General features: G+C 74.7%; 25 protein-coding genes. 14 read left to right on the forward strand and 11 right to left on the reverse strand.

Features of this window, described 5'->3' with window-relative positions; translation table 11 throughout:
* Position 1: 1 nt before the first annotated feature.
* Complete coding sequence (locus tag ACQEVU_RS15745) at positions 2-436, reverse strand: hypothetical protein (RefSeq protein ID WP_433324014.1); 435 nt, start codon at positions 434-436, stop codon at positions 2-4.
* A 132-nt stretch (positions 437-568) separates the two neighbouring features.
* Here ACQEVU_RS15745 and ACQEVU_RS15750 point away from each other — a divergent pair, with 132 nt between their 5' ends.
* Entirely contained in the window at positions 569-1,852 is a 1,284-nt protein-coding gene (locus ACQEVU_RS15750; protein ID WP_433324016.1) for a diaminopimelate decarboxylase family protein, read from the forward strand.
* A 27-nt stretch (positions 1,853-1,879) separates the two neighbouring features.
* Here the strand turns inward: ACQEVU_RS15750 and ACQEVU_RS15755 are convergent, their stop codons facing one another.
* Together ACQEVU_RS15755 and ACQEVU_RS15760 are read right to left on the reverse strand one after the other, a co-directional pair.
* Entirely contained in the window at positions 1,880-3,418 is a 1,539-nt protein-coding gene (locus ACQEVU_RS15755) for a Na+/H+ antiporter (RefSeq protein WP_433324018.1), read from the reverse strand.
* Positions 3,419-3,676: 258 nt separating this feature from the next.
* The gene (locus ACQEVU_RS15760) at positions 3,677-4,126 is read right to left on the reverse strand and encodes an MSMEG_6728 family protein (protein ID WP_433324020.1); all 450 of its coding nucleotides are present in this window, start codon (positions 4,124-4,126) and stop codon (positions 3,677-3,679) included.
* 141 nt (positions 4,127-4,267) lie between these two features.
* Here ACQEVU_RS15760 and ACQEVU_RS15765 point away from each other — a divergent pair, with 141 nt between their 5' ends.
* Positions 4,268-5,065 carry a poly-gamma-glutamate hydrolase family protein gene (locus ACQEVU_RS15765; RefSeq protein ID WP_433324022.1) on the forward strand — a complete coding sequence of 266 codons (798 nt, stop codon included), beginning with the start codon at positions 4,268-4,270 and terminating at the stop codon, positions 5,063-5,065.
* 154 nt (positions 5,066-5,219) lie between these two features.
* Positions 5,220-5,435 carry a hypothetical protein gene (locus ACQEVU_RS15770; RefSeq protein WP_433324024.1) on the forward strand — a complete coding sequence of 72 codons (216 nt, stop codon included), beginning with the start codon at positions 5,220-5,222 and terminating at the stop codon, positions 5,433-5,435.
* 40 nt (positions 5,436-5,475) lie between these two features.
* Here ACQEVU_RS15770 and ACQEVU_RS15775 read toward each other — a convergent pair whose 3' ends face one another.
* On the reverse strand, positions 5,476-5,625 hold the full coding sequence (locus ACQEVU_RS15775) for a hypothetical protein (protein WP_433324026.1): 150 nt from the start codon (positions 5,623-5,625) through the stop codon (positions 5,476-5,478).
* A gap of 30 nt (positions 5,626-5,655) precedes the next feature.
* Positions 5,656-7,140: a sensor histidine kinase gene (locus ACQEVU_RS15780; protein WP_433324028.1), complete on the reverse strand. Its 1,485-nt coding sequence runs from the start codon at positions 7,138-7,140 to the stop codon at positions 5,656-5,658.
* A gap of 51 nt (positions 7,141-7,191) precedes the next feature.
* Between ACQEVU_RS15780 and ACQEVU_RS15785 the strand changes: the two genes are divergently transcribed.
* Positions 7,192-7,896, forward strand: coding sequence for a TIGR04222 domain-containing membrane protein (locus ACQEVU_RS15785; protein WP_433324030.1), 705 nt, complete (start codon positions 7,192-7,194; stop codon positions 7,894-7,896).
* A 4-nt stretch (positions 7,897-7,900) separates the two neighbouring features.
* Here the strand turns inward: ACQEVU_RS15785 and ACQEVU_RS15790 are convergent, their stop codons facing one another.
* The gene (locus ACQEVU_RS15790) at positions 7,901-9,223 is read right to left on the reverse strand and encodes a sodium:proton exchanger (RefSeq protein WP_433324032.1); all 1,323 of its coding nucleotides are present in this window, start codon (positions 9,221-9,223) and stop codon (positions 7,901-7,903) included.
* Between the two features lie 114 nt (positions 9,224-9,337).
* Here ACQEVU_RS15790 and ACQEVU_RS15795 point away from each other — a divergent pair, with 114 nt between their 5' ends.
* The 3 genes from ACQEVU_RS15795 to ACQEVU_RS15805 are packed head-to-tail and all read left to right on the forward strand — an operon-like array spanning position 9,338 to position 11,320.
* A complete protein-coding gene (locus ACQEVU_RS15795; protein WP_433324034.1) occupies positions 9,338-9,772 on the forward strand; it encodes an SHOCT domain-containing protein in 435 nt (144 codons plus the stop codon).
* Positions 9,765-10,763: an AI-2E family transporter gene (locus ACQEVU_RS15800; RefSeq protein ID WP_433324036.1), complete on the forward strand. Its 999-nt coding sequence runs from the start codon at positions 9,765-9,767 to the stop codon at positions 10,761-10,763. Before ACQEVU_RS15795 ends, ACQEVU_RS15800 begins: the two co-directional genes overlap by 8 nt.
* Positions 10,760-11,320, forward strand: a complete 561-nt coding sequence (locus ACQEVU_RS15805; RefSeq protein WP_433324038.1) for an HdeD family acid-resistance protein — start codon at positions 10,760-10,762, stop codon at positions 11,318-11,320. Before ACQEVU_RS15800 ends, ACQEVU_RS15805 begins: the two co-directional genes overlap by 4 nt.
* Here ACQEVU_RS15805 and ACQEVU_RS15810 read toward each other — a convergent pair.
* Positions 11,279-12,904 carry an FAD-binding dehydrogenase gene (locus ACQEVU_RS15810; RefSeq protein WP_433324040.1) on the reverse strand — a complete coding sequence of 542 codons (1,626 nt, stop codon included), beginning with the start codon at positions 12,902-12,904 and terminating at the stop codon, positions 11,279-11,281. The two genes, ACQEVU_RS15805 and ACQEVU_RS15810, sit on opposite strands and share 42 nt — an antisense overlap.
* Positions 12,905-12,979: 75 nt before the next feature.
* On the opposite strand from ACQEVU_RS15810, the gene ACQEVU_RS15815 reads away from it, so the two are divergent.
* Positions 12,980-14,089: a helix-turn-helix domain-containing protein gene (locus tag ACQEVU_RS15815; RefSeq protein ID WP_433324042.1), complete on the forward strand. Its 1,110-nt coding sequence runs from the start codon at positions 12,980-12,982 to the stop codon at positions 14,087-14,089.
* 15 nt (positions 14,090-14,104) lie between these two features.
* Here ACQEVU_RS15815 and ACQEVU_RS15820 read toward each other — a convergent pair whose 3' ends face one another.
* Positions 14,105-14,473: a DUF4267 domain-containing protein gene (locus tag ACQEVU_RS15820; protein ID WP_433324044.1), complete on the reverse strand. Its 369-nt coding sequence runs from the start codon at positions 14,471-14,473 to the stop codon at positions 14,105-14,107.
* 74 nt (positions 14,474-14,547) lie between these two features.
* Here ACQEVU_RS15820 and ACQEVU_RS15825 point away from each other — a divergent pair, with 74 nt between their 5' ends.
* Positions 14,548-15,120 (forward strand): TetR/AcrR family transcriptional regulator, encoded by a 573-nt coding sequence (locus tag ACQEVU_RS15825; protein ID WP_433324046.1) that lies wholly within the window; start codon positions 14,548-14,550, stop codon positions 15,118-15,120.
* Positions 15,121-15,183: 63 nt separating this feature from the next.
* Positions 15,184-16,578, forward strand: coding sequence for a pyridoxal phosphate-dependent decarboxylase family protein (locus ACQEVU_RS15830; protein WP_433324048.1), 1,395 nt, complete (start codon positions 15,184-15,186; stop codon positions 16,576-16,578).
* A 175-nt stretch (positions 16,579-16,753) separates the two neighbouring features.
* Here the strand turns inward: ACQEVU_RS15830 and ACQEVU_RS15835 are convergent, their stop codons facing one another.
* Positions 16,754-17,221: an Lrp/AsnC family transcriptional regulator gene (locus tag ACQEVU_RS15835; protein WP_433324050.1), complete on the reverse strand. Its 468-nt coding sequence runs from the start codon at positions 17,219-17,221 to the stop codon at positions 16,754-16,756.
* Between the two features lie 131 nt (positions 17,222-17,352).
* Between ACQEVU_RS15835 and pdhA the strand changes: the two genes are divergently transcribed.
* The 4 genes from pdhA to ACQEVU_RS15855 all read left to right on the forward strand — a co-directional run bounded on the left by pdhA (position 17,353) and on the right by ACQEVU_RS15855 (position 21,405).
* Positions 17,353-18,447: a pyruvate dehydrogenase (acetyl-transferring) E1 component subunit alpha gene (gene pdhA, locus ACQEVU_RS15840; RefSeq protein ID WP_433324052.1), complete on the forward strand. Its 1,095-nt coding sequence runs from the start codon at positions 17,353-17,355 to the stop codon at positions 18,445-18,447.
* A 65-nt stretch (positions 18,448-18,512) separates the two neighbouring features.
* Positions 18,513-19,475 (forward strand): alpha-ketoacid dehydrogenase subunit beta, encoded by a 963-nt coding sequence (locus ACQEVU_RS15845; protein WP_433334954.1) that lies wholly within the window; start codon positions 18,513-18,515, stop codon positions 19,473-19,475.
* Positions 19,475-20,716, forward strand: coding sequence for a dihydrolipoamide acetyltransferase family protein (locus tag ACQEVU_RS15850; RefSeq protein WP_433324054.1), 1,242 nt, complete (start codon positions 19,475-19,477; stop codon positions 20,714-20,716). The genes ACQEVU_RS15845 and ACQEVU_RS15850 overlap by 1 nt, the downstream gene beginning before the upstream one ends.
* Positions 20,713-21,405 (forward strand): lipoate--protein ligase family protein, encoded by a 693-nt coding sequence (locus ACQEVU_RS15855; protein WP_433324056.1) that lies wholly within the window; start codon positions 20,713-20,715, stop codon positions 21,403-21,405. The genes ACQEVU_RS15850 and ACQEVU_RS15855 overlap by 4 nt, the downstream gene beginning before the upstream one ends.
* A gap of 404 nt (positions 21,406-21,809) precedes the next feature.
* On the opposite strand, the gene ACQEVU_RS15860 is transcribed toward ACQEVU_RS15855, so the two are convergent.
* Both ACQEVU_RS15860 and ACQEVU_RS15865 read right to left on the reverse strand, forming a co-directional pair.
* On the reverse strand, positions 21,810-22,730 hold the full coding sequence (locus tag ACQEVU_RS15860; RefSeq protein ID WP_433324058.1) for an NADP-dependent oxidoreductase: 921 nt from the start codon (positions 22,728-22,730) through the stop codon (positions 21,810-21,812).
* 4 nt (positions 22,731-22,734) lie between these two features.
* A complete protein-coding gene (locus ACQEVU_RS15865; protein WP_433324060.1) occupies positions 22,735-23,157 on the reverse strand; it encodes a MarR family winged helix-turn-helix transcriptional regulator in 423 nt (140 codons plus the stop codon).
* Between the last annotated feature and the right edge of the window lie 136 nt (positions 23,158-23,293).

Below are 23,293 nucleotides of genomic sequence, written 5' to 3' on the forward strand. Positions count from 1 at the left end.
CTCAGGGCAGGTCGGCGCAGACCAGCGGGCGGCGGGCGGGGGAGGGCTCGGCGCGGCGCAGGAGGTTGCGCAGCCGCGGCACCGAGAACACCGCCGGGTCGATGAGGCTCACGACCTCGCTGAGGGCGCGGCGGGCCGGCCAGGTGCACGACAGCCGCGGTACCCGCCCGGTCCGGTCGCGGACGGCGAGCAGGACGGCGGCCACCGCGGGCACCAGGTCCGGGGCGAGCACGCGCAGCGTCGGCGTCCCGGTCGCGGTGTCGCCGTGCACGACGAGCGGGCGGCCGGCGCCGAGCGAGCCGGGCGTGACGAGCAGCCGCAGCGCGCCGGGCGGCACGGTGCCGGCGCCGAGCACGACGGCGGGCGCCGGGCCGCCGGCCGTCCGGTCGATCAGCCAGGCGGCGGCGGGGTCGAGGGTCACGGTCTGGGTGGGCATGCCTCGACGCTCGCACCGCCCGGCGCCTCCGTCATCGGTCCTTGACGCAATCCATACGGGGCAACGGTTTGCGCGTATGGATTGCGTCAGGAGCCCTTCCCGCGCCCTCGCCGCCGGTGCCACGGTCGGGGCATGACGCTCGCCGACATCCTGCCCTCGCTACGCTCCTCCCTCCCGGCCCACCTGGAGCCCGGCGCCTGGCCGCCGGCCGCCCGCTGGGGCGGGCGCGGCGAGCTGCTCGTCGCCGGCGCCGGGCTGGCCGCGCTGGCCGAGGCGCACGGCACCCCGCTGTACGTGCTCGACGAGGCCGCGGTCCGCGAACGCTGCCGCGCCTACGCCGCCGCGTTCGGCGCCGAGAACGTCGCCTACACCGGCAAGGCGCTGCTCACCGCCGGCGTCGCCGGCTGGGTCGCGGCGGAGGGGCTCGGGCTGTACGCGGGCTCGGCCGGCGAGATCCGCGTCGCGCTGGCCGGCGGCGTCGACCCGAGCCGGATCGTGCTGTACGGCAGCGCGAAGACGCCCGAGGACCTCGCCGTCGCCCGCGCCGCGGGAGTCGGGGCGATCGTCGTCGAGTCGCTGTCCGAGATCACGCGGCTCGCCGCCACCGCGCCGGCCGGGCAGCGGGTCCTGCTGCGGCTGCTCGCCGGGCCGGCCGAGGGCGAGGCGTTCGGGCTGCGCGTGGGCACCGGCGAGGCGGCCACGGCGGTCGCCCGGATCGCCGGCCAGCCGGGCCTGCGCCTGGCGGGCCTCGACTGCTCCGTGGGGCACGAGATCGAGCGATTTCAGCGGTACGAAACGGAGCTGCGCCGCATCGCGGAGTTCTCGGCGCACATCCATCGCGCGCACGGCGCCGCCGTCGGCTGGGTGGACCTCGGCGGCGGGCACACCGACCACGACTTCGCGCTGGAGGCGTTCGCGGGCCGGATGCGGGCAATGATGACCCTCGAGTCGGAGCGCCGCGGGGTGCCGGCGCCGCGGCTCGGCGTCTCGCCCGGGCGGGCCGTCGTGGGACGGGCGGGCGTCACGGTGTACCGGATCCTCTCCGTCACCGCCCGCCGCGACGGCCGCCTCCTCGTCGCCACCGACGGCGGGATGACCGACTGCCCGGCGGCGCAGTGCGCGGACCGCCACACCGCGGTCCTCGTCGGCCGCGCCTCCGTCGCGCCGCCGGTGCCGGCGACCGTCCTGGGCCGCCACAACGACCCGGGCGACTTCGTCGTGCCGCGCCTGGAGCTGCCGGCCGACGTGCACCCGGGCGACCTGCTCGCGGTGGCCGGGACCGGCGCCTACCACCACGCCCGGGCGTCGAACTTCCACCTGGTGCCGCACCCGGCGCTGCTGGCCGTGTCCGCCGGCCGCGCCCGCACCCTGCTGCGCCGCGAGTCGATCGACGACCTGCTCGCCCGCGAGTGCTGACCGCCCGGCTTGGCGATGCGGCCGCCGCTACGGCTCGCCCAGGGCGGAGTCGCGCAGGTCGAGGGTGCGCTGGACGCGGCGGCGGGTGGCGTCGGAGATCTCGCCGGTCTCGTGCAGGCGGTCCAGCTCGCGCAGCTCGGCGGCGATGAGCTCGCGGCGGGCCGCGCGCAGGGACAGGTCCGCCGAGTCGTGCTCCGGCGTCGGCTCGCGGTGCTCGTCGATGCGGTGCCGCAGGGCGCGCTGCAGGGCGGCGTGGGCTTCCGGGGGTACCCTATCCAGCTCTTCCAGGCGGGCCAGAGCCGCATGGGCCGTGCGGACGTCGGCCAGGGCCTCCTCGGCTCTCAGGGCGGCGCCGGAGGCGGCGATCCCCGAACGGCGCACCAGCGGGCTGAGCGTGAAGCCCTGCACGGTCAGGGTCAGCACGATGACCGCGGCCGTGATGGTGATGGTCAGCCCGCGGCCGGGGAGCGCGTGGCCGGCGTCGGTGAGCAGCGGCAGCGACAGGGCGGCGGCGAGGGGCAGCACGCCGCGGGCGCCGGCCCACGACACGACCGCGGCGGCGCGCCAGGCGGCGCGGCGGGGGCGGTCGGCGAGGAACAGCGCGAGCGGCGCCACCCACAGGAACCGCACGGTGAGCAGCGTCGCGGCGACCGCGAGGACCTGCCACAGCAGGTGTACGGGGGCCGTGGCCAGGTCGCGGACGAACCCGGGCAGCGTCAGGCCGATGACGGCGAAGACGACGGACTCGAGCAGGAAGACGACCGTGCCGTACACGGCGTGCAGCTGCAGGCGGATGCCCGGGTTGGTCAGGCTGGGGGCCAGGCCGCCGAGGATGACGCTGGCGACCACGACCGCGGTGACGCCGGAGACGTGGGCGGCCTCGGCGGCGACGTACGCGACGTACGGGGTGAGCAGCGCGATCACCGTCTCCAGCACCGGGTCCTCGGTGCGGCGGCGGATCACGGCCACGCAGGCGGCGACCGCGGCGCCGGCCGCCGCGCCGCCGCCGGCCAGCAGCGCGAACAGCCCGACGGCGTGCGTCCACGACACCGCGCCGCCGGCCGCCGCGCCGGCGACCGCGACCCGGAAGAGCACCAGGCTCGTGGCGTCGTTGAACAGGCTCTCGCCCTGCAGCAGCGTGTGGACGCGGGCCGGCAGCGGCAGCCGCCGCCCCAGGGCCGTCACGGCGACCGGGTCGGTGCTGGCCAGGATCGCGCCGAGGACGAACGCCATCGCGGCCGGCAGGCCGGTGACTGCCGCGGCGACCGCTCCGACGGCCGCGGCCGAGGCGAGCACCAGGCCGAACGCCAGCACCGTCACCGGCCGCCAGACCCGGCGCAGCTCGCGCCACGACAGGTCCTCCCCGGCGGCGTACAGCAGCGGCGGCAGCACCACGAACGACACGACCTGCGGGTCGACGGTGACCCGCGGCACGAACGGCAGCAGACCGGCCGCAACGCCGGCGGCGACGAGCAGCGACGGCGCCGGAAGCCGCAGCCGCCGCGCCGACACGGCCACGACGGTGGCCAGGACGACCAGGGCGAGGACGATCTCGACGCGCTCCACCGGTCCGCCTCCCTCGCCCAGCCGACATCGCCTGCCGACCAGACTTCCCGGCGCACCTGCCGTTCAGCCTAGACGCCGCCCCGTCCCGGCCGCCTCCGCTACGGCAACCGCCCGGTGGCGCGGCAGTGGTCGTCGACCTGGGCCGCGGTGAGCGCGGCCGGGTAGAGCGCCAGGTGCGGCTGCCGTTGAGCGTGACCACCAGATGGAGCCACTTCGTCCAGTCGCAGGTCATCCGCCGCCCGGTTCTTCGTCTGGCCTTCACGCGGGGCCGGCGGCGTCCGGCCAGACGTAGGGCTCCTCGGGGTCGGCGTCCGGGAACAGCGGGCCGTAGAACCCGGGGTCCTTGCGGACCAGGGCCGAGCGGTGGCTGCGGTGCACGTCCTCGCGCCCGAGCCACACCGGCAGCGCGCCGGCCGCGGCCAGCTCCGCCTGCGTCCGGGCCGGGCCGCGCTCGCCGAGCAGGGTCGCCTCGACCGTGTCGGTGTGCCCGAGGGCGGTCCACGCGGCACACATCTCCAGGCCGTAGCGCACCAGCGCCTCCTCGCACCCGGCCCACATCTTCACCGCCGGGTGGTGGCGCCAGCCGTAGCCGGGCACGACGAGCCCGCGCAGCACCTGCAGCGCCTCCACGCGCTGCTTGCCCAGGCGCCGCCGGTCCAGCACCCGGGCGCTGGCCGCGAAGTCCGCGTACGGCAGGAAGGTCTGCACCCCACAGTCATACCCCCGGACCGCCCAGTTCGTGGTCGATCAGGGCGTCGGCGGCGCGCTGCTCGGCCAGGACGGGGGCAGCAGCCGGCCGCCGGCCGTGACGGGGAACCGCGGCCGGGCGGTACGACGTATGGTGCCCCCATGGGGATATCGAGGCGTGTGATGCTCGCGGCCGGAGGGGCGGCGCTCGCGGCGCCCGCGTTCGGGGCTCGCGTGGCCGCGGCGGCCGACACCTACCCGTCCAACACGGCGCTCTACGCCGACCCGGCCCTCGTGGCCGGCGTGGACTACGGGCAGCGGTTCCGGCGCCACGGCGTGAGCGACGACAGCGAGACGGCGCCGTCGCCGGCGCTGCCCGCGGCGGTGGTCATCGCCCCGCACGGCGGCGGCATCGAACCCGGGACCTCCGAGCTGTGCCTGGCCATCGCCGGCTACGACCCGGCGACGATGGCGGCGACCCCGGCCGGCGGGCCGGTGTACGACTTCTGGATGTTCGAGGGGCTGCGAGCGTCGAACAACGGCGTCCTGCACGTCACGTCGACGCACTGCGACGACCCGGTGGCGCTGGCGCTCTGCGGCGGGGTGCGGCGGGCGGTCTCGCTGCACGGCTGCACGCCGCAGCAGGCGGGCTTCGCGGACGGCACGGCGGCTGCACTGGTCGGCGGCGCGGACGCCGCCCTGCGCTCAGCGCTGCGCTCGGCCCTGTCCGCCGCCGGCTTCACCACCCGGGACGCGGCCGGCGTCGGCGAGCTCGACGGCGACGACCCGGCCAACATCGCCAACCGCACGCTCAGCGGCGGCGGCGCCCAGCTGGAGCTGACCACGCCGCTGCGGCAGGCGATGTTCACCAGCTTCACCCGCGCGGGCCGGCGGACCTCGACGACCGGCCTGTTCTGGTCGTTCACCGCCGCGGTCCGCTCGGCGCTGGCCGCGGTGTAGCCGCCTCGGGCGTCGCGGCGGTCGACCAGCCGGCGGTCGTCGCCGCGGCGCGGCGAGCGGCGCAACCCGTGAGCCGCAATGCGGCCCAGGTCCCGCGCTGAACCGCCGGCCAAGCCCACTTGACCGGGTCGTCCGGAAGGGGTTCGCTGAGGGGGTGAACAGTACGACGATCGCCCTGGTCACCGCGGTGGCGCTGCTGAGCGCGGTGGTGTGGTTCGACCGCCGGGTCCTGGCCGACCTGGCCGGCACCAGCGACCGGCAGCTGCGCTACTTCGACCGCAACACGTGGGCGCTCATCATCGTGCTGTCGTTCCCGATCGGCCCTTTCCTGTACCTCACGTACGGCAAGGGCAACGGCCCGCGCTTCTGAACGGCGGTCGGGGCGCAGCTACGCAGCACGTGCCAGGCGGTCAGGCCCTGCACCAGCAGCGCGAGGGCGCCGCCGTGACCGCGTCCGCCGCGTCGATCACCGCACGCTCGGCGAAGCCGCCGCCGGCGAAGATAGGGGCGAGGACGCGGCGGCCGTCGCCCGTGCGGCCGACGACCTCCGTGCCCGGCACGAACGGCAGCCGGCCCTCCGCCGGGACGGTTCAGGCGGCGGCCGGGAGCGTGAAGCAGATGCGGGCGCCGTCGTTGTGGTCGGCGTCGAGCCAGATGCGGCCGCCGTGGTGCTCCACGATGCGCTTGCAGATGGCCAGGCCGATGCCCGTGCCGGGGTACACGTCCCGCGGGTGCAGGCGCTGGAAGATCACGAAGATCTTGTCCTCGAACTGCGGCTCGATGCCGATGCCGTTGTCCTGGACCCAGAACCGGGAGAAGCCGTCCTCCTCCGGGGACACGCCGATCACGATGCGCGGGGTGAGGTCGGGCTTGCGGAACTTCACGGCGTTGCTGATGAGGTTCTGCCAGAGCATGGCCAGCAGGGTCGAGTCGCCGCGCACGACCGGCAGCTCGGGGGCCTCGATCTCGGCGCCGACCTCCTCCAGGCGCACCGCCAGGTCGGAGCGGACCCGGCGCAGCGTGGCGCCGAGGTCGACGTCGGTGACGTTGTCGTAGACGCGGCCGACCCGGGAGAAGGCCAGCAGGTCGTTGATGAGCGCCTGCATGCGGGTCGCGCCGTCGACGGCGAAGGCGATGTACTGCTGGGCGCGCTCGTCGAGCTGGCCGGAGTACCGCCGCTGGAGCATCTGGCAGAACGACGCGATCTTGCGCAGCGGCTCCTGCAGGTCGTGGGAGGCGACGTAGGCGAACTGCTCCAGGTCGGAGTTCGAGCGGCGCAGCTGCTCCTGCTGGTCGCGGCTGTCGGCGAGGGCGGCGACGATCCGCCCGCGCATCGCCTCCACGTCGGCGCCGAGGTTGGCCAGGTCGCGCGGGCCGCCGGCCGGCACCCGGTGCTCGAACTCGCCGTCGGCGACCCGCCGCACGGCCGTCTGCAGGCGCTCGAGCGGGCGCAGCACCGTGCGCTGCAGCAGCAGCGCGAGGATCAGCAGGCCGCCGAGCAGGCCGCCGACGATCACGGCGAAGATCGTGTCCCGCCGGTGCCGGGAGTCCTCCAGGGCCCGCCGGCCGTCGGCCCGGGCCCGGTCGACCCGCTGCTGCAGCGCCCCGACGTCGCCGCGCAGCGCGTCGAAGGCGGCCTTGCCCGCCCCGACCAGCGGCGACTCGGGATCGGTGGCGGCGATGAGCGGCTCGGCGTACTGCTGCCGCCACTGCGCGGCGCCCGACTCCACCCGGTCGAGCAGCGCCGGCGCCCCCTTCTCGTCGGCGAGCAGGCGCCGCAGGTCGGCGAGGGTGCGCCGCTCGGTGTCGCGGCCGGCGTGGTACGGGTCGAGGAACTGCGCCTGCCTGGTCAGCAGGTACCCGCGCACGCTGGTCTCCTGGTCGACCAGCGCCGCGCCGAGCTCGACGACGGCCGTGGCGGCGGGGGAGATGCGCTGCTGCAGCCGGTCGGAGACCCGGGTGGTGTCGGCCAGCGACGCCCAGCCGGCCCACGAGCCGAGGGCGATGAGCAGCGTCATCGCGCCGATGGTGAGCGCGAACAGCCGCTGGCTCGTCAGTCGCCGTCGATCAGTCACGCGAGGACATTACGGCAGGGCCCGCTGGCGCGCATGGCCCACACTGCGGGCATGGACGGGGGATTGAAGGCGACCGAGGTCGCGTACCTCGCCGGCGGCGAGCGGGCGGCGGTGCGGGCCGGGCTCATCATGCTGTACCGCCGCGGCCGCCTCGAGACGGACGAGCGCGGCCGGGTGAACCGCACCGGCGCCGACCCGCGCGACGGCGAGCCGTTCGAGCGGGCGCTGTACAACGGCCTGCTCGGCTGGATCGGCCCGCGCGAGCTGGCGACCCTGCCGCGCGTGCGGGCGGCCCTGGCGGATCTGCGCACCGGCCTGCGCCGCGACGGCGAGCTGCGCTGGCCGTGGGTGCGGGTATGCGTCCCGGCCGCGCTGCTGGCGCTGCCCGCGTGGGCGGTGGCCCGGTTCGGCGCGCCACCGCTCGTCGCGATGCCCGTGGTGCTCGCCGGCGTCGTCGCCGCGATGTGGTTCATCCCGCGCCGCACGCTCGCGGGGATGCGCCGGCTGCAGTGGCTGCGGTCGGAGCACGCCGGCCTCGCCGCCGCCGCGGACCTTGACCCGCGGCGGGCCGGGCTCGCCGTCGCGCTGTTCGGCAACGCCGCGCTGCTGGCCGTCGCGCCGGTGCTGGCCGTGCGCGGCGGCCTGCTCGACGGCGGCCGCTGGAGCCGGGAGTCGCGCCAGAGCGCCGGCTCCTACGGCCACTGGACCTCCACGGCGATGCACCACTTCGGCGCCGACGGCAACTACCACCCCTAGCACGTCAACGCAATCGAACAAGGCGGCGGCTGCGCAGGCGGAGGCGGCCGCCGCCGGTCGTGGTGCAGTGCAGGTTGTCGCCGAGCTCGTCGTAGCGGGTCAGCAGCCCGTCGCGCAGCATCGGCAGCACCTCGCGCCGCTTGCGGATCACGGCGACGGCGGCCAGGGCGAGGTACAGCACCGAAAGCCACACCAGCTCCCGGTCGTGCCAGCGCGCCGGCACGACGGCGGCGAGGACGAACTGGGCGACGAACAGCCCGGCCAGCAGCAGCGCCGAGCGCAGGCTCAGGGTCAGCCCGAGCAGCAGCGCGATCGCCAGCAGCGACTGGGCGGCGGTCAGCAGCAGCTCGCCGCGCTGGGCCATCTCGATCGGCAGCCCGGACGTCGTGCCGGCGGAGATCGCGAAGACCAGCGGCAGCGTGCCGACCAGCAGGGTCCACTGGTTGACCTTCGAGGACACGAGCGCGCCGAGGGCCTCGGTGGTGTGCAGCCGCCACGCGTAGAGGCCGGCCACGAGCAGCTCCGGGGCCTCCGAGGCCAGCGGCGCGACCCACTGCACCAGCAGGAACTGGCTGATGCCCAGCTGCGCGCCGGTGTCGACGAGGCTCTGCGCGAACGGCTCGGCGGCGAGCAGGATGACGCCGGCGGAGACGACGAAGAGCGCGATGACGGCGGTGCGCCGCGGCGCCTTCGGCAGGTCGCCGACCCACGCCGACGGGCCGACGAGGTCGGGCTCGCCGGCCGGCGCCCGCGACACCCGCCAGCTGTAGGCGGCGAACACCGCGACGAGCACGGCCGTGTCCCACAGCGTCAGGGTGCGCTTGAACGGCAGCAGCAGGCAGTACAGCGAGGCGATGGTGAGGAACGCGAGGGGTACCGCGTCCGCGCGCCCCAGCCGGATGCCCCGGCTCCTCGAGCGCCGCCACGCGATGAGCACGACGAGGACCCAGCCGACGCCGACAAGGATGCGGTTGGCCCCGGTCATGTTGGCCAGGGCGAGGGAGCAGGCCGGCGTCGCCGCGCCGGGCGGGCCGCAGGCGGCGCCGTACTGGGCCGCGGCCTCGCCGCCGCGCCAAGTGAAGACGAAGTCGACGGAGTACTCGGGCAGGACGGCGATCAGCGCCAGCACCGCGACGGCGAGCCCGGCCGACACGTCGACCTGCGCGGCCTCGGCGGCCCAGGCCAGCAGGAACGCCGCACCGACGATCGCGGCCCCGAACACAAGCGCCGCCACCGCCGCGGGCGGTTCGATGCCGGCGAGCGCGACCACGACGCCCGGCACGGTCGAGGCAAGCGCGAGCAGGCCGGAGAGCGGCGGTCGTCGCATGTGCGCCCACTTTACCGCCCACTCGCCCGCACCGGGGGAGGCCGGGTGGGCGCCGGGGTCAGACGCTGGATCCGTCGGGTCACCACTTGGTGATGTACAGCTGGGAGGCAGACAATGGACGATATCTCGTTCGGCGACATCGTGCTGTCGACGCTGTGGTTCATGGTGGTGTTCGCCTGGATCTGGCTCATGGTCAGCATCCTCACGGACGTCTTCCGGGACCACTCCCTCAACGGCTGGGCGAAGGCCGCCTGGACCGTGTTCCTCATCGTCTTTCCGTGGCTGGGCGCGCTGGTCTACCTCATCGCGCGGGGCAAGTCGATGAACGCACGCGCCGCCGAGCGCGCCTCTCGCCAGGAGGCCCGGTTCCGCGACTACGTGCGGGACGTGGCGCCCGCCCCGAGCGCCGCCGACGAACTGGCCAAGCTCGCCGATCTCAAGCAGCGCGGCGTGCTGACCGAGGCCGAGTACAACCGCGCGAAGTCGGCCCTGCTGGGAGGAGCCGCACAGGTTGGTGTGAACGGCACCGCCGCCGCCACCCGTGGGTGACCTCCTCGGGCGGTACGGGCGGCTGGGCTGGTCCACCGCCGGCGCGGTCATCGGCGCTGCACTGCTGGTGATCGCCGTCGGCGTACTGCTCCCGCTCGTGCTGCCCCTGCTGGTGATGGCGGTCGTCGGCTCGACCCTGCAACCCGCCGTCGACCGCCTTCGCCGCCGCGGGGTCCCGGCCGGGGTGGCGGCCCTGGCCGGGGCCCTTGCCGTGCCGCTGGGCCTGTTCGCGCTGCTGCTCCTGTTCGGTCTCGCGGTCGCCCAGGAGGCTCCGGAGTGGACGCACGTGATCGAGCGCGCCGGCCTCTGGCTGCATCAGCAGTTCGGCGCCGACCCGGTGCAGGCGCTGCGCCAGTGGCCCGGCTGGCGCACGGCGCTGACGGGCATCGGCACGGCGGTGGTCAGCACCGCGGTCGTGGTCGGGCAGCTCGCCGTGGGCGTCCTCATCGGCGGGTACCTGCTCTTCTACGTCTTCCACGACGGCGCCCGCGCCTTCGCGGTGCTCGAGTCGAGGCTGCCGCTGCGCCCGGGCCTGGCCCGCGAACTGGTCGACAACGCCGCCTACCAGTTCCGCCGGTACATGCTCGGCACCACCGTCATCGCCCTGATGGACGCCGCCGTCATCACCCTCGGCGCGCTGCTGCTCGGCCTGCCGATGGTCGGGACGATCACGGTACTCACGTTCGTCGCCGCCTACGTGCCCTACCTGGGCGCCTGGATCTCCGCCGCGTTCGCGGTCCTCGTGGCCCTCGGCGCCGGCGGCCTGCCGTCGGCGCTGTGGATGCTGCTCATCGTCCTCATCACGCAGAACATCCTGGAGGGCATCCTGCGCCCGACGGTCTTCGGCCGCGCGCTCGGCCTGCACCCGGTGGTCGTGCTCGGCGTGACGATCCTCGGCGCCGTGCTCGGCGGCCTGTTCGGCGTGTTCCTGGCCCCACCCGTCACCGCGATCGCCGTTTCCTGGCGCAAAGCCGTAAGGGGTACTTCATGACGTCCGACTCCGTGCCGTACCGGCAGCTGCTCGCGGTGGGCGCGGTCACGCTGGTCTTCGGCGTGGCGGTCCTGGTCCAGCCGGATGCGACCCTGCGCCTGCTCGGCATCCTGGCCGGCGCGTGGCTCATCGTCCTCGGCGTGATGCGCGTGGTGAGTGCCTTCCGCCGCGCGGGCGGCCTCACCCGGCAGGTCCTGGACGGCGCCCTGGGCGTGATCCTGCTCGTGGTCGGCGCGACCTGCCTGCGCCACACGACCAACGGCGTGATCGGCCTGTCCGTCTTCATCGGCCTGGCGTGGGTGCTGAGCGGCCTCGCCGAGATGCTGCTGGGCATGATGGCGCGGGGCCGGGTGCGGCTGGGCCTGTCCGTCCTGGCCGCCGCGTCCATCGTGGTGGGCCTGGTGTTCCTGTCGTGGCGCAGCCTGTCGGTCGAGGCCCTGGTGCTGCTGACGGGCATCACGGCCCTGATCCTCGGCACCGCCGAGGTGGTCGTGGCCCTGCAGTCCCGCCGTGCGCTACACGGCGGCGGCGGCCGCGCGGCCAGCGGTGCGGCCTGAGAAGAGGCAGCCGCCGAGGAAGGTGCCTTCCAGGGAGTTGTACCCGTGCATGCCCCCGCCGCCGAAGCCCGCGACCTCGCCGGCGGCGTAGACGCCGGGCAGCGCAGTGCCGTCGGCGCGCAGCACGCGGCCCTGCAGGTCGGTCTCCAGGCCGCCGAGGGTCTTGCGGGTGAGGATGTTCAGGCGTACGGCGATCAGCGGGCCCGCCTTCGGGTCCAGCAGCCGGTGCGGGGTGGCCACGCGGATGAGCTTGTCGCCGCGGTACGACCGGGCGCCCCGGACCGCCGTGACCTGCGCATCCTTGGTGAACCTGTTGGTCAGCTCCCGGTCGCGGGCCTCGACGGTGCGGCGGATGTCGGCGGCGTCGAGCGGCACGCCGGGCTCGAGCCGCTGCATCCCGGCGATCAGCTCGTCGAGCGTGGCCGCCACGACGAAGTCCTCGCCGTGGCGCTTGAACGCCTCGACCGGCCCGGGCGCGCCCTTCTTCACCCGCTGCAGCACCTGCCGGACGCTCTTGTTCGTCAGGTCCGGGTTCTGCTCGGAGCCCGACAGCGCGAACTCCTTCTCGATGATCTTCTGGGTCAGGATGAACCAGCTGTGGTCGTACCCGGTGGCGGTGATGTGCCCCAGCGTGCTCAGCGTGTCGAAGCCGGGGAAGCAGGGCGCCGGCAGCCGCTTGCCGGTCGCGTCGAGCCAGAGCGACGACGGCCCCGGCAGGATGCGGATGCCGTGGTTGGGCCACACCGGGTCCCAGTTGCGCAGCCCCTCGGTGTAGTGCCACATCCGGTCCGGGTTGATGACCCGCCCGCCGGCCGCCTCGGTGATGCCGAGCATCCGCCCGTCGACGTGCGCCGGCACCCCCGCGACCATCCGCCGCGGCGGCGCGCCGAGCCGGGCCGGCCACGCCTTGCGCACCAGGTCGTGGTCCCCGCCGATGCCGCCCGAGGTGACGATGACCGCCTGCGCCGACAGCTCGAACTCGCCGACCGCCGTGCGCGAGCTCGTCTGCCCGCGCAGGACGTCGCTCGGCTCGAGGATCGTGCCGCGCACGGTGCCGCCGGGCAGCAGCTCGTCGACGCGGTGCCGGAAGCGCAGCTCGACGTTGGCGGCGGCGCGGACCCGGCGTACGAACGGCTCGACCACACCCGGCCCCGTGCCCCACGTGATGTGGAACCGCGGCACCGAGTTGCCGTGCCCGTCGGCCGCCCCGCCGCCCCGCTCGGCCCACCCGACCACCGGGAACAGCCGGTGCCCCATGGCCCGCAGCCAGGCCCGCTTCTCACCGGCGGCGAAGTGCACGTAGGCCTCCGCCCACCGCCGCGGCCACTCGTCCTCGGCGCGGTCGAACCCCGCGCTGCCGAGCCAGTCCTGCCAGGCCAGGTCGACGGAGTCGCGGATGCCCATCCGGCGCTGCTCGGGCGAGTCGACCAGGAACAGCCCGCCGAACGACCAGAACGCCTGCCCGCCGAGGCTCTGCTCCGGCTCCTGGTCCAGCAGGATCACCCGCTTGCCGGCCTCGGCCACCTCGGCCGCCGCCACCAGCCCCGCGAGCCCCGCCCCGACCACGATCACATCCGCATCCACCCGACCAGGCTAGGCACCCGCATGCCAAAATCGTTGGTGCCTTCGCCACAACCCGCGCAGGATTTTGTCACCGCGGTGACAAGAACCCACCTCAAGACCCTGCATCCGGTACTCCAGGAACGCGTCCTCACCGCCGTCCGCACCGCGATGCGCGCCCAGTCCCGCTCCCTCTCCGGCGGCCAGGGCCACGGCCTCACGTTCGGCGTGGAGACGGCGGTGGCCACGTTCACGTCGGGCGGCGACCTGGCCTTCGTGCTGGCGGCGTTCACGGACCTGGGCCGCACGGAGTACCGCGAGGGCCACCGCGTCGACGCCCTGCGCTCGATCCTCACCATCGGCGCCCAGACGCTCTGGGCCACGCTCGTCGAGCACCCCGGCCCGGCCGAGCCCCCCGAGCTGTACGTCATCGCCGCCGCCCTGTTCGGCTACGTCGACGCCCTGGCCGGCGCCGCCGCGGAGGGCTACCTCGACGAGCAGCGCGACGCCGCCCACGACTGGGCCCAGGTCCGCCGCCGCCTCATCACCCTGCTCGTTCAGCCCGACCCGCCGCCGGAGCCCGCCCTGCAGTCGGCCGCGGAGGCCGCCCGCTGGCCCCTGCCGCCGCGCCTGTGCGCGGTCAGCGTCGAGGGCACCGACGCCGAGCACCTCGCGCGCGCCGCGGGCGCCGCCACGATCGCCACCGTCATCGACGGCGCCACCCGCCTCCTGTGCCCGTCACCGTCCACACTGGAGCGCGCCCTGTCCGGCCGCCGCGCCGCGATCGGCCCGCTGGTCCCGCTGCGCTCGGCCCGCGAGTCGTACCGGATCTCGCGCCGCGCCCTGGCCCTGCAGCAGTCCGGCACCCTCCCCGACGGCGTCCTGAACTGCGACGACCACCTGGTGGCGCTGCTGCTCGCCTGGGAGCCGGGCGTGGCCGACCGGCTGGCGGATCGCGCGTTGGCCCCGCTGGCGGCGGCCGGCCCACGCTCGCGCCGGGTCCTGGCCGAGACGTTGCACGCCTGGCTGCGCTCGCAGGGCGAGGTGATCCCGGCGGCCGCACTGCTGCACACGCACCCGCAGACGGTCCGCTACCGCCTACGCCGCCTGCGCGAACTCTTCGGCCCGTCCCTGGACGACCCCGACACCCGCCTGTCGCTCCAACTCGCCCTGCAGGTCAGCTCGTCCAGGGCCTCGTCGAAAATGTGATCACGCTTGGACGGGTCAGATCGCGAACAGCAGGGCGGCGCTGATCAGGACCACCACCGCGGTCGCGAAGTGGATGCCGAACGCGACCGCGCGGGTGCCGCCGTTGCGCAGCACGATCACCGTGTCGAACAGCGGGACCAGCGCGACGACGAGCATGTACCACGCCTCGGCGCGGGCGCCGGCGAAGGCCAGCAGGGCGAGGCCGAGCACGCCGTACGTGGCGTCGCGCAGGCCCTTGATCGTCAGGTACGCGCGGTCGCCGTCGGGCTTGGCCGGCACCCCGTAGCCGGCCGCGGACGCGATCGGGGTGAGCAGGAAGCGCACGCCGATGAACAGGATCATCAGGTTGAGGGCAATGGCCAGGCCGTACGCGAGGGGGGTCATCTCGGTTCTCCCAGGAATCTAGCGCTGCTAGGAACAGGTGCGACGCTAACACTAGCAATGCTAGGATGTCGAGCATGAGCATCCGGGAGCGGCGGGATCGGGACCGGGCCGAACGGGAGCGGCTGATCGTGACCGCGGCCCGCGAGCTGGCCGAGGCCGAGGGGTGGGACGCGGTGACGACGCGGCGGCTGGCGGACCGGGTCGAGTACAGCCAGCCGGTGCTGTACAGCCACTTCAAGGGCATGGGCGCGATCATGGCCGCCGTCGCGCTGGAAGGGTTCGCGGAGCTGGCCGCCCGGCTCGAGGCCGCGCGGGCGGGAGAGGCGGACGCGGTGCGGGCGCTGGCCGGGGTCGGCGCGGCGTACGTCGGGTTCGCCGAGCAGCGGCCCGCGCTGTACGAGGCCATGTTCAACCGCGCGGTGGACCTGCCGTTCGCGGCCGAGGACACGCCGGCGCCGATGTGGGCCGCATTCAACGAGCTGGTCGCGGCCCTGCGGCCCTTCGCCGGCGGGGACGACCTCGGGCTGCTCACGGAGACGTACTGGGCGGCGCTGCACGGGCTGGCGACGCTGACGCGCGGCGGGCGGCTGCCAGCCTCGGCCCGCGACCGGCGCCTGGCGATCCTGCTGAACCGTTTCGGGAGGTAGGAGCCGGCCACTTTTTTCGGAGTGGTCGTCGAGGCGAGGAGGGCGCGGGGGCAGAGTGGGGGCATGAGCGCGAAGAAGGACGCCTACGACGCCGCCCTCGACACCGCCGCCGCGCACGCCCGTGCCTGGCTCGGCACGCTGCCCGACCGGCCGGTGCCGCCCCTCACCGACGCCGACGCGCTCGTCCCGGCGTTCGGCGGCGCGCTGCCCGACGGGCCGACCGACCCGGCCGAGGTGGTCGAGGCGCTCGCCCGCACCGCCGAGCCCGGCCTCATGGCCATGCCGTCCGGGCGCTTCTACGGCTGGGTGATCGGCGGCACGCTGCCGGCCGCGCTCGGGGCCGACTGGCTCGTCAGCGCCTGGGACCAGAATGCCGCGATGCGGTACCCGACGCCGGCCGTCGCCGCGATCGAGGAGGCCGCCGGCGCCTGGCTGGTCGACCTGCTTGGCCTGCCCGCGGGCTCGGACGTCGGGTTCGTCACGGGCGCCACGATGGCGAACTTCACCGGCCTGGCCGCCGCCCGCCGCCACGTGCTCGCCCGCCGCGGCTGGGACCTCGACACCCTCGGCCTCAGCGGCGCGCCGCGCATCCGGGTCCTGGTCGGCGAGGAGCGCCACGACACGGTCGACCTGGCGCTGCGCCACCTCGGCCTGGGCGCCCCGACCGCGGTCGCCGCCGACGAGCAGGGCCGCATCCGCCTCGACGCGCTCGCCGAGGCCCTCGCGGCGGCCGGCGACGCGCCGGTGATCGTGTGCCTGCAGGCCGGGAACGTCCACAGTGGAGCGTTCGACCCGATCGGCGAGGCCGCCGAGCTCGCGCACCGCCACGGCGCCTGGGTGCACGTCGACGGCGCGTTCGGGCTGTGGGCGGCCGCGACCCCCGCGCTGCGCGACCGCCTGCCGGGGCTGGCGGCGGCCGACTCGTGGGCGACGGATGCGCACAAGACGCTCAACGTGCCGTACGACTGCGGGATCGTGATCGTCGCCGACCCGGCCGCGCTGCGGGCGGCGATGGGGGTGCAGGCCAGCTACCTGATCGAGCCGGCCGGGCCGGGCGGGCCCGCGGACCCGTTCGAGAAGGTGCCGGAGCTGTCCCGCCGGGCGCGCGGCGTGCCGGTGTGGGCGGCGCTGCGCTCGCTCGGCCGGCGCGGCGTGGCGGAGCTGGTCGACGGGCTCGCTGGGCACGCGCGGCGGCTGGCCGACGGGATCGCGGCGCTGGACGGCGCCGAGGTGCTCAACGACGTCGTGTTCACGCAGGTGTGCGCGACGTTCGGCGACGACGAGCGGACGGCGGCGGTGACCCGGGCGCTCCTCGCGGACGGCACCGCGTGGATGTCCGGCTCGCGATGGCGCGGGCGCGCGGTCCTGCGCGTCTCCGTGAGCAACTGGTCGACCGACGAGGCCGATGTCGAGGCGTCTCTTGCGGCGCTGCGCGGGGCGGTCGTGGCTGTCGGGTAACGCTGCCGGTGCGGCTCCTGCTTCATCACCACCGTAACAGGCCCCGCCAAATCCGGGGCCTCGGCGATGACCGTTCGTAAGAACGCGTTACCGTCCGGAGTTACAGCTCCTGCGCCGCGACGGGCCGGCGCTGGTGGCCGCGGCCAACTGGCTCCAGCGCAGGCAGGCCGAAAGGTCAGCGGGCCTCCCACATCGCCGCCGAGGTCGGTGGCTCGAACTCCTCGAAGACCAGCAGCGTCCGCGTGTTCACCACCCCGGGCATGCCCTGGATCACGTCCAGGACCAGCCGGCGCAGGTCGGCGTTGTCCTTGGCGCGCACGAGCAGGATCACGTCGAACTCGCCGCCGACGAGGGCGATGTGCACGACCCCCGGCAGGGCACGCAGCTGCTCGCCGACCAGCCGCCACTCCGCCTGGCGCAGGTTCACCGTCACGTACGCCGACGTGCCCATCCCGGCGGCCACGTGGTCGATGTCCGCCCGGAAGCCGCGGATGACGTTGGTGTCCCGCAGCCGCTGGACGCGGGCATACGCGTTCGCCCGCGAGATGTGCAGCAGCTCGGCGAGCGTCCGCATCGACATGCGGCCGTCTCGGCTGAGCTCCACCAGGATCCGCCGGTCGATGTCGTCGAGCGGGATGACCACCTGTCTCGCACCCCTTCCTGAACGATGCCTCGGGTTGGACGTCTGGCCCTCAAAATGCCGATTCAGGTGTACATTTTCTCGTTCTTCGCCGCAATGTGGAACGCGATTGGCAAGAGGCCCAGGATTGCGGCATGACACGTGAGCCGAGTCACCTGCTGCCGTCCGCGGAGCCGGTCTCCCTCATCGACGCGCGGGGCCGGGCCCTTCAGTCGGACCGGTACCCCGCGCCGGACGCCGAGGCGCTGGTCCGGGCGCTCGGGGCGCTGCTCACCGCGCGCCGGCTCAACGATCAGGCGTATGCGCTCGTGCGGCAGGGGCGGCTCGCCGTGTACCCGTCCTCGCACGGGCAGGAGGCCTGCCAGGTCGCGGCCGCGCAGGTCCTCGACGCCGGCGACTGGCTGTTCCCCACCTACCGCGACACCGTCGCCGCGGTCGGCAAGGGCGTCGACCCCGTCGAGGCGCTGAGCCTGCTCAAGGGCGACTGGCACTGCGGGTACGACCCCTACGAGCACAATGTCGCGCCGCACGCCACGCCGCTGGCCACCCAGCTGCCGCACGCCGTCGGGGTCGCCCACGCGGCCCGGCTGCGCGGCGAGCCGACCGTCGTCATGGCCATGTGCGGCGACGGCGGCACCAGCGAGGGCGACTTCCACGAGGCGCTCAACTTCGCCGCCGTGTTCCGGGCGCCGGTCGTCTTCTTCATCCAGAACAACGGCTACGCGATCAGCGTCCCGCTGTCCCGGCAGACGGCGGCGCCGTCCCTGGCGCACAAGGGCGTCGGCTACGGCATCCCCGGCGAGCGTGTCGACGGCAACGACATGGCCGCGCTGCTCGCGGTGCTCGGCGCCGCCGTCGAGCGGGCCCGCGCCGGCGGCGGGCCGCAGCTGGTCGAGGCCCTGACGTACCGGATGCAGGCGCACACCAACGCCGACGACGCCACCCGGTACCGCGACGACGCTGAGGTCGCCGCGTGGGTCGAGCGGGACCCGATCACCCGGCTGCGGACCCACCTGCGCGAGCGCGGCCTGCTCGGCGACGAGCAGCTCGCCGGCTTCACCGACGAGGCCGAACGCGTCGCCGCGCACCTGCGCGACGGGCTCAACCGCGATGTCGAACCCGACCCCGCCGACCTGTTCGCCCACGTGTACGCGACCCCCACTGCGCAGCTACGCGAGCAGGCGGCGCTCGTGGCCGACGAGCTCAGCCGCGAAGGAGCAGCCCGATGACCACCGTCGCCGAGCCGAGGACCGCGCCCGCCCCGCGACCCGCCCCGGGCCCCGTCAGGCTGACGATGGCGCAGGCGCTCAACCGGGCCCTGCGCGACGCCATGGCCGAGGACCCGTCCGTGGTGGTGTTCGGCGAGGACGTCGGCGCGCTCGGCGGCGTCTTCCGGATCACCGACGGCCTCACCGCCGACTTCGGCGACGCCCGCTGCTTCGACACGCCCCTGGCCGAGTCCGGCATCGTCGGGATGGCCGTCGGCATGGCGATGAACGGGATGCGCCCGGTCGTGGAGATGCAGTTCGACGCGTTCGCCTACCCGGCGTTCGAGCAGATCGTCAGCCACGTCGCGAAGATGCGCAACCGCACCCGGGGACGGGTCGCGCTGCCGATGGTGATTCGCGTCCCCTACGCGGGCGGGATCGGCGGCGTTGAGCACCACTGCGACTCGTCGGAGGCCTACTACGCCCACACGCCGGGGCTGCACGTCGTCGCCCCGTCGACGCCTGCCGACGCGTACGCGCTGCTGCGCGCGGCGATCGCGTCGCCCGATCCGGTCGTCTTCCTGGAGCCGAAGAAGCTCTACTGGAGCAAGGAGGACGTCGAGCTGCCGTCCCGGGCGCCCGGCATCGGCGCGGCCGTCGTGCGCCGGCGCGGTACCGACGCCACCCTGATCGCCTACGGTCCGGCCGTGCCCGTTGCCCTGCAGGCCGCCGAGGCCGCCGCCGCCGAGGGCCGGAGCCTGCAGGTGGTCGACCTGCGCTCGATCGTGCCGTTCGACGATGAGACCGTCTGCGCCGCGGTCCGCTCCACCGGCCGGGCCGTCGTCGTCGCCGAGGCCGCCGGGTTCGCCGGCGTCTCGGCGGAGATCGTCGCCCGGGTCACGGAGCGCTGCTTCAACGCCCTCGCCGCGCCGATCCGGCGGGTGACCGGGTTCGACATCCCCTACCCGCCGCCGAAGCTGGAGCACTTCCAGCTGCCCGGCGTGGACCGGGTCCTCGACGCCGTCGACGATCTGCAGTGGGAGCAGTGATGGCGGCGCGGACGTTCCTGCTGCCCGACCTCGGCGAGGGCCTCACCGAGGCGGAGATCGTGCGGTGGCTGGTGGCCGAGGGCGACGTCGTCGCCGTCGACCAGAGCATCGTCGAGGTCGAGACCGCCAAGTCGATGGTCGAGGTGCCGTCGCCGTTCGCGGGCCGGGTCGCGACCCTGCACGCCGCGCCCGGCGCCACCGTCCAGGTCGGCAAGCCGCTGATCACGGTGGCCGCGGCGGACCGGGAGCCCGCCGCGGTGGCGGCCTATCGGGAGGAGGAGCGCGCCGGGTCCGGCAACGTCCTCATCGGCTACGGCACCACCGGCGGCACCGCCACCGGCCGCAACCGCCGCCCCCGGGGCAGCGTCCGTCCGCCGGCCCCGCCCGGACCCGAGCCCGCGTCGCGGCGCGTGCCGCTGGTGACCTCGCCGCTGGTTCGCAACCTGGCCCGCGCCAGCGGGGTGGACCTGCGCACCGTCGAGGCGACCGGCGCGGGCGGCGTCATCACCCGCGCCGACGTCGAGCGCGCCGCCGCGACGGCCACCGTTGCCGCGGCGGTACCGGGCGAGCGCCGGACGCCGCTCAACGGGTTCCGCAAGGCGGTGTCGGCGGCGCTGACCCGCAGCCGCGCCGAGATCCCCGAGGCGACCGTGTGGGTCGACGTCGACGCGACGAACCTGTGGCAGCTGCGCCAGAGCGCCAAGGCCGGACCGGGGCTGCTCGCCTACGTCGCCCGCTTCGTCGTCGCCGGGCTGCGCGAGTACCCGGTGTTCAACGCGCGCCTCGACGCCGAACGCCAGGAGATCGTCGAGCTCGACCAGGTCAACCTCGGCATCGCGGTGCAGGGCGAGCGCGGGCTCGTCGTGCCCGCCGTCATCGGCGCGGACACCATGACGACCGCGCGGCTCGACGAGGAGATCCGCCGGCTCACCGCGAGCGCCCGCGAGGGCCGCAGCACCGCGCGGGAGCTCTCGGCGGGCACGTTCACGCTCAACAACTACGGCGCGTTCCGGGTCGACGGCAGCGCCGCGATCATCAACCACCCGCAGGTCGCGATCCTCGGCCTCGGGCGCATCATCGACCGGCCGTGGGTCGTGGACGGCCGGCTGTGCGTCCGTAAGATCGCGCAGATGAGCTTCGTGTTCGACCACCGTGTGTGCGACGGCGGCACCGCCGCCGGGTTCATGCGCGTCGTCGCGGACGCGATCGAAGACCCGGCCACGATCATCGCCAGGCTGTGACCCTGCTGTTTGCCGGGGATCCGCTCCCCGGCGGCCCGGAGCAGGACGTCGCGCTCGGTCAGCGGCTGCTGCGGGAGGGCTTCGGCGCCGCCCGGGAGTTCCTGCGGGTGTACTCCCCGGCGCCGACCGCCGCGTTCAGCCGCCGCGACAGCCTGCGCCCCGGATATCTCGCCGCCGTCGAGGCGGTCCGCGCGTCCGACTTCGCGCCCGTGGTCCGGCCGCAGGGCGGCAGCCTGGCCGCGTACCACCCCGGCAGCGTCGTGGTCGACCACGTGTTCCGCACACCGGACGCGGCCCAGGGAACGACCGAGCGCTTCAAGCGGTTCGCCGCACTGCACGCCGAGGCGCTGCGCGGGTTCGGCATCGACGCCAGGATCGGCGCGGTGCCCGGCGAGTACTGCCCCGGCGACTACAGCGTGAGCCTCGCCGGAACCCGCAAGCTCGTCGGCTCCGCGCAGCGGGTGACCCGCGACGGCTGGCTGTTCAGCACCGTCGTCCAGGTCACCGGCGCGGCGGCGCTCCGCGAGCCGCTGATCGCCGCCTACGCCGCCCTCGGCTACGACTTCGACCCGCCCACCGTCGGCGCCGCCGAGGACGGCGCCCCGGGCGTGACGGTCGAGGCGGTCACCGCGGCCCTGCTGTCCGCCTACGGTGCGACCGGCCCGGCGCAGCCGCCGCCGGCCTGGTGACACCCCGCGGCATCCCGGCCGCCCTCATCCACGGCCGCCTGGACGGTCAGTCGTCCCCGGGGAACGTCAAGCGGACCCAGGACGGGCCGACGAACGGCGGCGGGATCCGCACCTCGTCCCACGGTGCCGTGACCCAGACCTGGTATTCGTCATGCTCCAGCTCCACCTGCAGCGTCGCCGGCCCGTCCGTGCCGACGCTGACGCCGCGCAGGCCGTGCGGCAGCGTCAGGCCGGTCAGGGTCAGCCGGCCGGGTCCGGCGCAGCGGGCTCTCCCACGCGTGGTCGGACCCGAAGCGGGCCACCTCGGCGTCGTAGTGCGAGGCCGCTGCCGAGCGTCGCGATGTTCTCGCCGCCGACCCGGATCATCACCCGGTTGCGCTCCACCGACAGGGCGAGGGACGACGTCACGGCAGCAATACCAGTTTGCCCCGCGTGTGGCGGCGGTCGATCTCGTGGAAGGCGTCGGCGACGCGGTCCAGGGGATAGGTGCCGGCGATCGGGATCTCGATGACGCCGGCGGTCACGAGGTCCGTCATGTGGTGCAGCACCTCCACTGTGGACGCCTGCTCGCTGCCCTCCGCCTTCACGCCCAGGCGCTCGGCGGCGTCGAAGGCGATGACCGTGTCGATCCGCGAGCGGGGGATGCCCAGCTCGAGGGCGAGCTCCACGTACTGCGGGCCGAACAGGTCGATGAACGCGTCGATGCCCGAAGGTGCCGCGGCGCGCAGCCGGTCCGCGAGGCCGTCGCCGTAGGAGATCTGCTCGGCGCCGTGCGCGGCCAGCCAGTCCGCATTGGACGGTGAGGCGATGGCGAGGACCCGGGCGCCGGCGTGGCGCAGCAGCTGCACGGTGACCGTGCCGACGCCGCCGGCCGCGGCCGAGACCGCGACCGTCTCGCCGGGGCGGGCGGCGACGGCACGCACGGCGGCGAACGCGGTCGCCGTCACGACGTAGAGGGCGCCGGCGACCTCCCAGGAAAGGGCTTGCGGCTTGGGGATGAGCTGGGTGACGGGCACCGCCGTGTGCGTGGCGTGGCTGGAGCGGCGCCATGAGAAGCCGAGCACCTCGTCGCCCACCGCGAACCGCGTGACGCCGGGGCCGGTGGCGGTGACGACGCCGGCGAGGTCGCTGCCCTGGCCGCACGGGAATGTGGTGGGGTAACGCCGCTCGAGCGCGCCGGTGCGGATGCCGCTCTCGCCGGGGTTGATGCCGGCGGCGCGGACCGCGACCACCACCTCGCCGGGGGCGGGCTCGGGCATGGGGATCTCGGCGACGTACAGGACCGAGGGGTCGCCGAACCGGTCGAAGCGAACAGCGCGGGGCATCTTCTCAACCTCCATGGCGCAACGTGGACAGCGCACGGGCCAGCGACCGCAGCGTGGCCGGGGAAAGCGCGCCGAACCGCACGGCCAGCTCGGCGTCGAACACCGTCTCGGCGGCGGCGATCGCGGACGAGCCGGCCTCGGTGAGATCCACAATGGACGACCGCCGGTCGTCCGGGTTGGGGCGGCGCTCGCACAGGCCGCGGGCGGTCAGGCGGTCCACGGCCTGGCTCGCGCCGCCGATGGTGATCGACAGGGCGTCGGCGACGTCGTTGACCCGGCACCCCGGGGTGCGCTGCACGACCTGCAGCACGTTGAGGCTGCCGAGCGGCACCGCGCCGGCCTGGCGCAGCCGGGCGTCGATGCCGTTCCACAGGTCGGTCTCGAAGCGCACGAGGTCGTCGAAGACCCGGCGCAGATCCACGCTCATGGGAAGTACATTAGCACTAACTAGATTAGAGCTAATGCAGTGTGGGTCGTATCACGATCCGCGGATGTTTCGAAAACCCTTGCACCGCAAGGAAGTGGACCATGGTGTTACCGATCTGTTACGCACGATGTTCGGT

It is taken from the genome of Dactylosporangium sp. CA-139066, assembly GCF_050936175.1.
Taxonomy (GTDB): Bacteria; Actinomycetota; Actinomycetes; order Mycobacteriales; family Micromonosporaceae; genus Dactylosporangium.